Annotated in this window: 9 protein-coding genes; all 9 read right to left on the bottom strand. The window is 32.3% G+C overall.

Translation table 11 applies throughout. The features are described from left to right. Positions 1-40: 40 nt before the first annotated feature. The 9 genes from GQR95_RS00195 to GQR95_RS00160 all read right to left on the bottom strand — a co-directional run bounded on the left by GQR95_RS00195 (position 41) and on the right by GQR95_RS00160 (position 13,519). The gene (locus GQR95_RS00195; protein WP_159021253.1) at positions 41-1,699 is read right to left on the bottom strand and encodes an MBOAT family protein; all 1,659 of its coding nucleotides are present in this window, start codon (positions 1,697-1,699) and stop codon (positions 41-43) included. After that, positions 1,692-2,987, bottom strand: coding sequence for a GDSL-type esterase/lipase family protein (locus tag GQR95_RS00190; RefSeq protein WP_159021252.1), 1,296 nt, complete (start codon positions 2,985-2,987; stop codon positions 1,692-1,694). The genes GQR95_RS00195 and GQR95_RS00190 overlap by 8 nt, the downstream gene beginning before the upstream one ends. Then, positions 2,987-4,429, bottom strand: coding sequence for a lipase (locus tag GQR95_RS00185; protein ID WP_159021251.1), 1,443 nt, complete (start codon positions 4,427-4,429; stop codon positions 2,987-2,989). Before GQR95_RS00185 ends, GQR95_RS00190 begins: the two co-directional genes overlap by 1 nt. A 137-nt stretch (positions 4,430-4,566) precedes the next feature. Continuing rightward, entirely contained in the window at positions 4,567-5,991 is a 1,425-nt protein-coding gene (locus GQR95_RS00180) for an L-serine ammonia-lyase (protein ID WP_159021250.1), read from the bottom strand. Positions 5,992-6,134: 143 nt separating this feature from the next. Continuing rightward, the gene (locus GQR95_RS00175) at positions 6,135-8,756 is read right to left on the bottom strand and encodes a glucosidase (protein ID WP_159021249.1); all 2,622 of its coding nucleotides are present in this window, start codon (positions 8,754-8,756) and stop codon (positions 6,135-6,137) included. 436 nt (positions 8,757-9,192) lie between these two features. Next, positions 9,193-9,525, bottom strand: a complete 333-nt coding sequence (locus GQR95_RS00170; RefSeq protein WP_159021248.1) for a hypothetical protein — start codon at positions 9,523-9,525, stop codon at positions 9,193-9,195. A 69-nt stretch (positions 9,526-9,594) separates the two neighbouring features. Continuing rightward, a complete protein-coding gene (locus GQR95_RS00165) occupies positions 9,595-10,410 on the bottom strand; it encodes an IS3 family transposase (RefSeq protein ID WP_233266025.1) in 816 nt (271 codons plus the stop codon). A gap of 50 nt (positions 10,411-10,460) precedes the next feature. Beyond that, positions 10,461-10,895 carry a hypothetical protein gene (locus tag GQR95_RS17010; protein ID WP_199269618.1) on the bottom strand — a complete coding sequence of 145 codons (435 nt, stop codon included), beginning with the start codon at positions 10,893-10,895 and terminating at the stop codon, positions 10,461-10,463. A 365-nt stretch (positions 10,896-11,260) separates the two neighbouring features. Then, positions 11,261-13,519, bottom strand: coding sequence for a TonB-dependent receptor (locus tag GQR95_RS00160; protein WP_159021247.1), 2,259 nt, complete (start codon positions 13,517-13,519; stop codon positions 11,261-11,263). Positions 13,520-13,564: the final 45 nt, after the last annotated feature.

Below are 13,564 nucleotides of genomic sequence, written 5' to 3'. Positions count from 1 at the left end.
AAATAGGTGTGAAATAATGAATAATTAAATAGGGTGTTTTTTAGAATTGAAAATAGATAAAAGGCTGAAAGTCGCTTGAATATGCTTGATAACACATAATACCCACACATGCACCAAGTATAATCTTTACAAAAACGGGGCTTTTACCGTAAAATGCTTCTATATCGTTTTTTACGTTTTGTGGTAACCAATGCGAAATATAGCCTAGTGCCATAACCCAAAATACAGCTTGGTAATGTACCAATAAATCTATGGCATGTGCCCAATCCATGTTATGTGCAACTTGAGAAAACCATCTGGAAATGTGTCCCATACTTTCTCCTCTAAAATAAATACGTGTAAACGTGATAAAAATAAAGGTGATTAATATTTTCCAGGCTCTAACGTACCATTGATTTTTAAATTCGTAAGGACTTATTTTTCTCCAGAATTTATAAACTACAATACCCAATCCGTTTAATCCTCCCCAGATTACAAATTTCCAAGCTGCGCCATGCCATAATCCACCAATTAACATGGTTAGCATTAAGTTTATATTGGTATTTATATGATTTCTAACTTTGTAATTATAGAGTGATATAATGAATAAAGTAAATGATATGGTTAGAATACTAAATACAACAATCATGTTTCTAAAAGCAATCATACAACCCAATAAAATAATGCTTAATATAATGAAAGATGCATAACTTCCTTTTCTGTTTCCGCCAAGCGGAATATATAAATAATCGCGTAACCATGTAGATAAAGAGATGTGCCAACGTTTCCAAAAATCGCCAGCATTAATAGCTTTATATGGCGAATTAAAGTTTACAGGTAACTCAAACCCCATAAGTAAAGCCAACCCAATAGCAATGTCTGTATATCCTGAAAAATCACCATAAATTTGAAGCGAATATCCAATCATGGCCATAATATTAGCGAAGCCAGAAAACATTTCGGGAGTATCGAAAACACGATCTAGAAAATGCATGGCAATAAAATCAGCAAAGAGCATTTTTTTAATAAGTCCTTTTAGTATTAAATAAGTTCCTGTATTAAAATGATGTTTGGTTATTACTGTTGGTTTGGTTATTTGAGGCACAAAACTTTCTGCTCTAACAATTGGGCCGGCAACTAACTGCGGAAAAAAACTAACAAAAAAACCAAAGTCTAAAATAGAATGTAATGGTTTTAATTTTTTTCTGTAGATATCTACACTGTAACTAATGGTTTGAAAGGTGTAAAATGAAATCCCAACGGGTAGAATAATTTTATCGACTGTAAAATAATTCTGATCGTTAAAGCTATTTCCCCATTGTGCTAAAAGATTAAAGACTTCATAATTTGTACTAAACAGACTGTTAAATGCATCTGTAAAAAAGTATGCATATTTAAAATAACAAAGTACAAACAGATTAATAAAAACACTTAGTGTAACGAGGGCTAAACGTTTATTTTTGCCTTCACTTTTATAAATAGTTTTTCCAATAAAAAAATCGACTAGCGTACTAAAAATTAAAATTCCAATATATAAACCACTGGTTTTGTAATAGAAAAATAGTGATATTAAAAATAAATACGAATTACGGAGCTGTATTTTTTTATTAACTAATGCGAATATAAAATAAGACACAGCAAAGAAAATCCAAAAATTTACTTGCGTAAAAATTAAAGGATAATCTTCCGAAAAGGTAAAAATATCGTATAACCTATTCATCTAAATTTTTAAAATGTTTTAGTAAAAGTGTTTTGTCTTTTCCTGTAGATTCTGCCCAAGCATCTACTAATGCTTTTATAAATAAATCGGCTTTTATACTATAACCTAAATTTGTAAAGTGAATACGGTCGCTAGGCATTAATTTGGCTTTATACCAATTGTTAGAAGATCCTAAACCTCCCATAATACTGTATAAATCCCAAACCGCCATTTTATATTTTCGTGTTAACTCTAATATAATGCTTTGCTGAGTTGCTGTATTTGGGTTTGCATAACTTCTCTTATAATAATCGTCGTTAGGAACAGTGAGTAAAATGGCACATTCCGGATTGGCACGTTGAATCATTTGTATAAAACTTTCGTAATAGGCTCTAAATTCTTCAGCATTAAAATCTTTTTTAGGCATATAGGCGTCATTCGTTCCTATTGAAATAATAAATAAATCTGGTTTATATAACTGAAGCTGTTTTTCAAAATAGGCAGCACGTTCATACCAGTAAAAACTAGCACCATTTACGCCTATAGTTGTGTATTCAATTCCCGGATCGTCATTCATAAACTCCATCCCCATTAATAAAAATTCTGGAGAAACAGAGGTTGAGTCTTTAATTTTAAGGTCTAGAGTAACGGAATCTACCGTTCTGTTAAAACGATATTCTTTATACATACCATCATAATTTATAGTGTCTGAACTCACTAAAGTAGAATCTGATATGTTTAAATTGTAGTCTTCTTTCCAGGTATTATAAAACACGCGTAACTTATTAAACGTGTAGGGTTTTTTAGTATAGTTTCTATAATTAGCTTTTACATAAATTTTATCTTCAGTTCCTCTAAAAGCAGCACTTACACCAGATAATCCCCAAGCAACACTGTCTTTTCTAACCGAACAGCGATACCCTTGCCATTGGCTTTTATCGGCTTCAATTCTGTAATTTGTAGGATTGTTGGTATGTGCTAAATGATAAGGATAAACAAAACCACGTTGTCCCAACGAGACATCATTCATGTTTTGTAGATAGGTTCTTATTTTATTTGAATAAATATCTGCTTGTATATGAGAACCTCCAATATGAAAAACATGAATATTCTTCTTTTTACCTGCGTAAACACTATCTAAATCATTAAATAATTTTTTAAAATAAGGTGATTCTGACGCGTATTGAAAGGTGTTTGCTTCAAAATTTATTAAATGTCCGTACTTAGGTGTAATACTGTCTAAAATATAGTCTTGCGCAAAAAGGGGCATAGACATTAAAAGAGAAAGTACTAAGATTTTAAATTTCATTATTTATTTGTTAAGTCCATATATAGTGAGAGGTAGAATAATTCTGAAATTATTCTCGTTCCCGAGAGTGAAAAATGTGTGTAATCGCTGGCTGCTAATTTTTGGTCTACCCAATATTGCATAGAATTTTCGCCGCCCATAGCATTATAAGTATTCCAATACGCTACATTGTTGTTTTTACACATGTCTTGTAATCTGTTTATTAAATAGGGTAGAAGCGCATACGTTTTCATTTGCCCATTTTCTGTGGTAGTCATATCTGCAGGGCCAATATAAATTACGCTGGCATCATTGGTTTTTCGTCTTAACCAATTGATGTGGTTTTTTAAATAACCAACATATTGTTCTACTTCTAAAGAATCCTTTACATAAGGCACCGAGTTTCCTCCGTATTGAAAAATTAGAACTTTAGGATCTAATTCGTTATACATCTGAGAGAAGTTTATACTGTTTAATCCTGCAAATACAGTTCCTGCAGAACCTCGCATTGCTACGTTATCTAGTAAAATACCATTGTCTCCGTCTAAGGTTAATCCATAAAAATCGGCACTCATTTTTCCTTCCAATTCAAAAGTTAGTGCGTTAGGTGTTTTTGCTAATTTTATTTTAAAATCGTGATATTCTCCATCTGCAATCAAGACGCCTTCTTTAATAAGTGTACCATCTGCAAATACTTTTACAGTTATAGGAAGTTGGGCATTTCCGTAATGAAAACCAATATTGGTAAATTTACGCATACGGCGATACGTTTTTACAGAAGGTTTAACCGTTATCTTAGCTTTTGTAAGTTGTAATGTATCTGTATTAATACTATCTGCTATAATATTATAATAAGGTGTAAACCGTGAAAATGTTGTGTAAGCACCATACTTTTTATGAGCAAATTTTTCAGCTCTACGATCAAAAATTGCATGACGCGTCCAATTGTTTGAAGCTATAACAACAGCACTTATATTATCGTAAACCTGAGCAATGGGAGTAAAACCAGGACCATTTCCGCCGTATAAATTTTGAAGTTTATTTCTAATGTAGCCAGACATACGATCGCCTTCTATTTGAGAATCGCCATAATGTATAATACGACATGTAGATGCTGTAAGTTGTGATTTTAAATGTGATAAAAAGGCATCCTTATTTTTTGGATAAGAAATACGCTCGATTTTAGAGGTATCAATTTTTGAAAGATTAGGGATTTTAGGAACAGTGTCTTTTTTTTCTGTTTCAACAAAAACATCTTCTTCCTCTTCTTCAATTATAACTTCAATATTATTTACAATACTATCTACCGTTTTTATTTTACTTTTAGTAGTTTCTGCCTTTGGAGTTAGTAAAAATGAAGCTGTTGTAGGGTATTTTATAGTTTGTCCAAGAAGTGTAATTCCTTCTTCAGATTTTCCGTTGGGTAATGTTTTTGAAGTGCTAAAATATGTGGCCCCAAACATGATTAATAACGTGATACTAATGTATAAGCATATTTTAAAGGGACTGTAATTCATATAAAGATTAGGCAGTGAATGTTATATAACTATATATTATAAATATATAATGTATGCGAGATATAAACAAATTAAAATATAGTTTAACAATCGGATAAATTCACGCCTATGGCTAAACCACCTTCAGAAGTTTCTTTGTATTTGGAATTCATGTCTTTAGCAGTCTCCCACATGGTAGAAATAACTTTGTCGAACGGAACTTTTACATTGTTAGGGTCTGTTTCTAGAGCCAATTCTGCAGCGTTAATGGCTTTTATAGCTCCCATAGAGTTACGTTCTATACAAGGAATTTGAACTAAACCACCAATAGGATCGCAGGTTAAACCTAAATGATGTTCCATTGCAATTTCTGCAGCGACTAAAACTTGTTCTGGTGTGCCTCCTAAAAGTTCGGTTAAAGCACCTGCCGCCATAGCCGATGATACGCCAATTTCTGCCTGACAACCACCCATAGCAGCAGAAATGGTTGCTCCTTTTTTAAAGAGACTTCCAATTTCTCCGGCAACAAGTAGGAATTTTTTAATGTGTTCGAAATTTGCCTCGTGATTTTCAATAACTAAATAATACATTAAAACAGACGGAATTACACCAGCGCTTCCGTTTGTTGGTGCCGTTACCACACGACCAAGTGAAGCATTAACTTCGTTTACCGCTAGGGCAAAACAACTTACCCATTTAAGAATTTGTCTAAATTTTACTTCTGTTGTTCTAATGGTTTGTAACCATTCTTCTGGATCGCTATATGGTAAATCGCCATTTAATTTTTTGTGCATATCATAGGCACGTCTGCGTACATTAAGTCCGCCAGGTAAATTTCCTTCGGTATGGCAACCTGTGTACATGCACTCTAACATGGTATTCCAAATTCGTCTTAGCTCAAAATCGATAACCTCGGGGTCTCGTAACGATTTTTCGTTTTCAAGCACAACACCAGAAATAGGTAAATTTAATTGGTTACAAAAGTCTAATAATTTTACACCACTATCTACAGGATAAGGGAGTGTACAGTAAAAAATAATTTTATTTGCTTTGGCAGATTTTCGTTCTTCTTTGACCACAAAACCACCACCAATAGAATAAAACGTAGATTTAGATTTTCGTCCGTTTATAGTTGCAGAAAAAGACAATCCGTTTGAATGAAAGGGTAAAAATTTCTTATTGTAAACAATATCTGTTTCAGGATTAAAAGCAATCTCTTTTTCATTATTAAAATGAAGGATATGATCTGTTTTAATTGAAGTAATAATACTGTTAATAGAATCTGTAGGAATATATTCAGGATCTGCTCCTGTAAGACCAAGCATAATGGCTAAATCTGTAGCATGACCTTTCCCTGTTAATGATAATGAACCATAAAGATCGATCGTGATTTTTTCAACTTTTTGAAATTTGTTAGCTGATTTTAACTCTAGAATCCAACGTTCGGCAGCTCGCCAAGGACCTAAAGTATGAGAACTAGATGGGCCAACGCCTATCTTTAACATATCAAAAACTGAAATAATTTCCATTTACAAAATCTGTTTGTTGCTTCCAAATATACAAGAACTTTTTCTTGAATTATATGTTATTTGAGGTGTAAATATGAAATAAAAAAGCCTGACCTTATAAGCGAATCAATACTTATCTGGTCAGGCCTTTTAATATAATTTGATTATTTGTTTTCTTCTAAATCCATGATTAAATTAGCAATTAAAGCTGTCCAGCCGGTTTGGTGAGATGCTCCAAGGCCTTTTCCACTATCGCCATCAAAAAACTCATAAAAAAGATGCTGTTTTTTAAATTCGTCATCTTTAGTAAATAAATGATTCGGATCGTCTGAATGATATTGATATTTACCGTTTTCATTCACTTCAAAAAGTTTAATTAATCTTTCTGAAAGTTCGTTCGCTATTTCATTTAAATTCATTTTATTACCAGAACCAGTAGGGAAATCGTATAAATATTTATTGCCATAAAAAGAATAGTATTTACGTAACGACTGGATAATCATATAATTTAGAGGCATCCAAATTGGTCCGCGCCAATTAGAGTTTCCTCCAAACATATTAGATCTGCTTTCTCCTGGTTCGTATTGAATTTGGTGATGTCCGTGATATTCAAAAACAAAAGGATGTTTTTCGTGATATTTAGATAATGAACGAATTCCGTACTCAGATAAAAACTCATCTTCATCTAACATGCGTTTTAAAACATGTTCAAGTCTAAAGCCACGCATGATTGAAAATAGGTAGTTTTCATCAGGATTAGCTTCTTCAATACGAGATATTAATGATGCTAAATCTGGACGTGTTCTAACTATTTCGGCAACCTTTCCTTTAAATACTTTTAGAGAATCAAAAAGTTCTTTATTAATTACTTCTACAGCAAAAAGCGGAATAATTCCAACTAACGATCTTACTTTCATACGGTCTGTTAAGCCTGAAGACATCTCTACCACATCGTAATAAAAGTTGTCTTCATTATCCCATAACGATATATTGTTTTTACCAATATGGTGCATTGCCCAAGCAATATTTAAGAAATGTCTGAAGAATTTGGCAGCAAAGTCTTCGTAAGATTTATTTGTTTTTGCTAATTCTAACGACATGCGTAGTAGGTTTAGTGTAAACATGGCCATCCAACTTGTCGCATCTGCTTGTTGCATTCTTGTAATACCTTCAGGCATCTGGTTTCTGTCGAAGACGCCAATATTATCTAGGCCTAAAAATCCTCCTTCAAAAAGATCTGTACCGTTGGTATCTTTTTGGTTAACCCACCACGTAAAGTTTACAAGTAGTTTTTGGAATGCTTTTTCTAAAAACACAGTATCTCCTGTACCAGTACGTTCTTTATCTTTTTCGTAAACATTCCATACAGCCCAAGAGTGCACAGGCGGATTTACATCGCTAAAGTTCCACTCGTAAGCAGGAATTTGTCCGTTGGGATGCATGTAGTTTTCTTGTAATACCAAGATTAATTGTTCTTTGGCAAAATACGGATCTATTTCTGCAAAAGAAGCCATGTGAAATGCTAAATCCCAGGCAGCATACCAAGGATATTCCCATTTATCTGGCATAGAAATTACATGTCTATTTGTAAGGTGTTGCCAATTAAAATTTCTTGCACTAGCGCGATGTGGAGGTGTTTCTGTAGGCCCTCCAAAAAGCCATTTAAAGACATCGTAATAGTAAAATTGTTTGGTCCATAATAATCCAGAGAATGCTTTTTTAGCAATGTTTTGTTGTGCTTCTGGAATATCTTTTTTTATAATGCTACTGTAAAAATCTTCACATTCTTCGATTCTTTGTGTAAAGATATTATCGAAGGTAGACCAAGGATCTTGTACAGGTTTTTTACTAAGTCTAATTCTTACACTTTTTTCTTCACCTGCTTTTAAACTAAATTTATGCCAAACCGCCATTCTAGATCCCTTTTTCTCAGGATTAACGGTTGGTTTATTATTTACTACGTAATCGTTTATTCCATCTTTAACATAGTCTACAATATTAGGAACATCATAAATACGCTCGTTATTTGTTTCATTCTCACAAAAAAGTTGTTCTCCATTTTCGTGATATAAAAAATAGCGTCCGCTTCTTCCACTTTTAGTTTCTACACAATCTTTAGCAATAGAGTCTATGCTTGGACGCGTAAAACGTTTGTTGTGTTTCCAAAAATTTCTATACCAAAGATGAGGTAATACATGAATTTCGGCAGCTTCTTTACCACGATTAACAATGGTAACTTTCATTAAAAGATCGTCTACATCTGCTTTTGCATATTCAATAAAACAATCGAAATAGGCATTATCTTTAAAGGCATCTGTGTCTAATAATTCGTATTCTGATTCTTCTCGATTACGTTTTGTATTGACTAAATCGTCGTAAGGATATTCGTTATGTGGATATTTATAAAGGTATTTACAGTAAGAATGGGTAGGCGTAGAGACTTGATGAAAGTATAGTTCTTTTACATCTTCTCCATGATTTCCTTGGTTATTGGTTAGTCCAAATAAGCGCTCTTTTAAAATGGGATCTTTTCCGTTCCAAAATGCAGGAGCTAGACATAATATTTCTCTAGAATCGCAAAATCCTCCAATACCTTCTTCTCCCCATCTGTAGGCATTACTACGGGCTTTTTCATGGTTTACGAAATCCCAAGCATGGCCATGTTCACTATAGTCTTCACGTACGGTTCCCCATTGTCTTTCTGCAAGATATGGTCCCCATTTTTTCCAATTTTTATAAGTGTCAGAAACGGCTAATCGTTCTGATTCCTGAGTTACTTTACTCATATATACTTTAATTTTTTTGGAATTAATAATTAGATACCTACTTCATTTAAAACGTATTTTAGTTTATGAATTGGTAATAGGTAAAAGTAAGATTTATTTAAACATGAGATAAGATGCAACCTCAGTATTGTTTATTTACTATTGTTAGTATAAAATAGTTTTCATTTTCTTAAAAAAGTCATATTATAATTTCTAAAACTAATAGTAATTATAAAAAAAGGCTCAGAAGTATAAGTGATACAATTTAAAAATAGTGTGTCTTTATACATTATATAGACAAAAGGGAGACAAAATTTTACTTTTTTAGATTTTTATAGTTTAAAATGATTCTCCAATTCTAAAGTAAATTCCCCAATCTCCTTTACCAATTGCAGCATCTAAACCAATATTAAATTTTACAGCTTCAAAAGCTCTATATCTATAACCCATACCTATGCTAGGATAGGCTTTCCAATGTATATGTAACACCTCCGTATAAATTGTCTATAATTTTTATTTGTACGCCAATACTGACTAAAGTGACTTCTATTCCGTAATCGTAAAAACCGTGGAGCTTATTATCAGTCATGTAAAATTGGGAATTCTTATCTCCTGTCATTACAAAAAACTTACCTTTCCAAGTGTCTTCTTTATAATACCATTTATTGAAAAAAGAAATAAAATAAGAGCTGTTTGTAGTATAAACGGCAGACATTCCTGATAATGATTTTGGAGAAATAGTGTCTGTACGATCTAATTTGTACATAGCCATAGGAATTGCTCCAAACATAAAATTTAAATTTCTGTTTGTCTAGTCCTGAATAAACGATACAGATTATTAAAGGATTAAAAATATTAATTAAAGCTGAACAATCTTAAGATTGTTCAGCTTTTTTGATTTATACTGTTTTCTTTTTAATTTTTGTTGTTTATGCATCATATCAGGTGTTCGCATATGATTAGAAAAATGTGGTCTTAAACTATTGTAAATATTGACTGCATCTTTGATTATTAATTTCTTTGTTTCTATATCGGTATCGTAAGTTGCTATTGCAAATTCTTGTTTCAAAATACCATTTACACGCTCTGCGATAGCATTTTCATAAGGATCATATTTCTCTGTCATACTTGTAATAATATTTTTGTCTTTTAGCAAGTTCTGATAATCATTAGAACAATACTGCAAACCTCTGTCTGAGTGATGTATTAAAGATTGGTCTTTATAACTTCTTTTTCTTAGAGCCATTTCAAGAGCTCTAAGAGAACCTCCAACTTCAAGACTATTTGATATGTCATAGCCCATTATTTTTTTTGAATATGCATCTGTAACTAAAGCAAGGTAAGACGGATTTTTTCTATTCCCAGTGTAGGTGATATCGCTTACCCAAACCTGTTCTGGACGATTAAATTCTATCTCATTAATTTTATTCTTATGCTTTCTAAATCTATGATGAGAGTCAGTTGTTATATGATAACTCTTTTTAGGTTTTATAACCATGTGGTTTGCTTTGAGTATTCTAAACAACTTATCTCTACCTACATGTACTTTGCTTAATTCATTTTTAAGTATATAATATAATTTTCTTGTGCCTAGCCTTGGCATTAAATTCCTAACAGAACGTACCATAGCTATAACTTGTTTTGCTAAGCTTTGCTTATGCTTTTTGGATTTTATAGCTCTGTAATAAACCTGTCTATTTACCCCGAGTAATTCACAGGAAGAGATTATGGTCTCTTTTTGGTCTTCTTTGAAGTTTTTGATAACTCGGGTTTGTAATTTTTTCTGATTTCGATATCATATTCCTTTTCAGCCATATCTACGAGCATATCAAAAATTATAACCTTCTTATCTGCACGTTCAGCAAGGTGTTCTGCTCTTGCCTTTTGCTTTTCTAGAAGTTTAACCTTAGCTTCTAATTCGAGTATTTTTTGTTCTGGAGTTTTTGACATCGTTTTTGGAGATTGGTGTTCCCAATCAAAGTTACCATATTTTTGCAACCATTTGGTTACTGTAGAATCTCCTTGGATGCCATATTTAAGCTTAGCTTGTGATTTTGTAAGAAGTCCAAGCTCTAATTCTTCAACTAATTTAAGTTTAAAAGAAAGAGAGTAGTCTTTTTGGGTACGCTTGGTGTGCCCTAAATGGTCTGATGTTTTCATTACACTAAATTTTAGTGTATCGCTATTTCAGGACGGGACAGTTGTAGCTTATAAAAGGCATTACAGTTAAGTTAATAGGCTTTTCTTTTAAGGGTCTGCTTTATTTGTGTGGTCTGTATGTTTTTGTTGGGCATAACATAACTAGTACTAAGACTCGCTAACAAGAGTATGGTAATGAGTAACGTTTTTTTTATAAAGTTGAGGTCTTATTTAGAGCGCGATATAATATGAATATAATGATTTTATATTGGTAAGCTTTATGACGTTAGGGCTATATAAAAAACACCTTCAGATCTGAAGGTGTTTTTTGAATTAATTATGAGTTCCAATTCTAAAAGAATATTGGAGTAATGTAATTTGTTTTTTTAGAATTTATAACTAATATTAAGTCGTGCATTTCTAGTGGGAGAAGGCATTATTCCTCCAAAGAATGAGCTACGTTGTGTAAAATATTTTTCATCTAATAAATTATATATTGAAAAGTTAACGCCCCAATTTTTTCGAGAATATCCTATGGTTGCATTTACTACCTTGTAAGAAGGAATTGCACCTTCTATACCATCTGCACTTTCTGCTTCTGTGTTTTCATCATCGTTATATTGTTTACCTACATAGTTTCCGAATATATTGGTAACTAGTTCTCCCTTTTTTAAATTTATTTTAGAACGAATACCTGCGGCATACATTTGTTGTGGTGCATATGGTAATATATTTCCTCCTAATTCTTCATTATTTGCAAATGTAGCTTTCTGAATTGTAGCATTGGTAAAAACACTTAATCCATGCCAAGAACCTAATTCTAATTCTGCTTCAATACCTCTGTGTAAACTTTCTCCTGAATTTGTGTTTACACCACCTTCGCTAATAATTTTGTTTTTAAATTGAATGTAGTAGGCTGTTGCACTTGCAGAAATCCAATTTGCTGGATTCGTTTTTATTCCTGCTTCATAATTAACAGAGGTTTCAGAATCTAAATCTTCTCCTGCAGCAACAGTTCCTGGAGCTAAAGCACTACTAAGTTGTGGCGGTTGAAATCCTGAAGATATATTTGCATAAATGCTAGTGTGATTCTTTAATTTATAAACTAAACCTGCAGTATACACAAAAGCATCTACATGTGTTTCGTCTTCTGTAGCTGTAAATAAATTGTTGTTATTATATTTAATTGAAGTATATCTTAATCCTGGAGAAAAAATTATCTTGTCTGTAACGTTAAATTCGTCATAAGCATAAAATTCATTTATAAAACTTGTACTTACTGTAGCTGCAGTTAATGTTCCTGTTCTAGAAGAAAAGTCTCCTGTTTCTTGTAGAAGCGTGTTACTATTTACTCTATCTGTATGAATTCTTGTTCCTACGATTAATGAGTTTTGTGCCCCGAATAGATCTTTTGTTAATTTATAATCTGCTACAGTTCCTAAATTATGAATATCACGAACATAACCACTTCTTGTGTCTTTTTGTAAGGCAATAAACCAATCTCTTTCAAAATAGTTTCCATAAACAGAGACATTAAAACTATTAAATTCATTAAAGTTTTTAGAGTAATCTATAGCTGTGCTATATCTTTTACTGTAAAAGTTATCGTTGGGATTGTTACTTTGGGTAATATCATCTTCAAATTGTTCTTGAGTAAGTCCGCCTGGTGTTTCAGAATCTTCAGAAAACCCGTTTAGGTATACAGATAGTTTAGAACTATCATCTGGTTTTACAGCATATTTTAAAGATACATCGTTTACAGCAAAATCGCCATTATCGCGAAAACTATCTCCTTGTCTTCGTATTCCGTTTACAAAGTAACTAGATTTACCATTGTCTTGTCCCGATGTTATTTGTGCAGTTAAACCATTCCAACTTCCAAAAGTAAGGTCTGCTTTTGTTTCTTGATTGTAACTCGCTTTTTTTGATATTAAATTTATAACTCCACCAACAGAATATCCACCATATAAAACAGATGCAGCACCACCTTTTATTATTTCAACTCTATCAATTTGTTGTAAAGGTGTAAAGTAATACGCTCCCACATCTCCATATAATGTGGTTCCTACAGGGAATTTTCCATCATTTAAAATCAAGGCACTTCTGTCTCTGTTGGGGTTTAATCCTCTTAAACCAATATTAGGTTTTAAACCTCTACCGTCTTCATCTAGAAAATTTACACCTGGTGCTCTAGATATTATTTCTCCAATGTTTTGTGCTCCAGATTCCTTAATTATTTTTGCATCTATAACAGAAACGGCACCTGGTATATTTTGTGTAGATTTTGTTACACCTGTTGCTGTTATTGTGACTTCTTCTAAATTATAGGTATTATCTTTTAAAGAGAAATTTAAAGTTGTTGTTTTACCATGTGTTACTGTAAATTCTTTTTTTTGAGTTTGATAGTTTATTGCAGATATTTCTAGTGTATAAGTGCCTTCATGAATATTTTTAATTGTAAAGTATCCTTGCTCATTAGTTGCAGTTCCGTATGATGTTTTTTTTATTTTTACATCTATACCTTGTAGCGGCTGGTTTTGTTGGTCTGTTATTTTACCTGTTATTACACTCGAGTTTTGTGCGAATAATCCATTTACACAAATCATAATTAAAAGTGTAGTAATACAAATTCTAATTCTATTCATTATTGTTTATTATTAGTTTTAAAGATGAGACAAAGCTCTTATTTA

Source organism: Formosa sp. L2A11, assembly GCF_009796865.1.
Classification (GTDB): domain Bacteria; phylum Bacteroidota; class Bacteroidia; order Flavobacteriales; family Flavobacteriaceae; genus Formosa.
Note: the sequence above shows the minus strand (reverse complement) of the source record. Positions and strands in the feature narration are given on the sequence as shown.

Coding starts and splice junctions, on each gene's coding strand:
- GQR95_RS00195 (WP_159021253.1), bottom strand. CDS start 1,699: ATGAATAGGTTATACGATATTTTTACCTTTTCGGAAGATTATCCTTTA.
- GQR95_RS00190 (WP_159021252.1), bottom strand. CDS start 2,987: ATGAAATTTAAAATCTTAGTACTTTCTCTTTTAATGTCTATGCCCCTT.
- GQR95_RS00185 (WP_159021251.1), bottom strand. CDS start 4,429: ATGTTTGGGGCCACATATTTTAGCACTTCAAAAACATTACCCAACGGA.
- GQR95_RS00180 (WP_159021250.1), bottom strand. CDS start 5,991: ATGGAAATTATTTCAGTTTTTGATATGTTAAAGATAGGCGTTGGCCCA.
- GQR95_RS00175 (WP_159021249.1), bottom strand. CDS start 8,756: ATGAGTAAAGTAACTCAGGAATCAGAACGATTAGCCGTTTCTGACACT.
- GQR95_RS00170 (WP_159021248.1), bottom strand. CDS start 9,525: ATGTTTGGAGCAATTCCTATGGCTATGTACAAATTAGATCGTACAGAC.
- GQR95_RS17010 (WP_199269618.1), bottom strand. CDS start 10,895: ATGAAAACATCAGACCATTTAGGGCACACCAAGCGTACCCAAAAAGAC.
- GQR95_RS00160 (WP_159021247.1), bottom strand. CDS start 13,519: ATGAATAGAATTAGAATTTGTATTACTACACTTTTAATTATGATTTGT.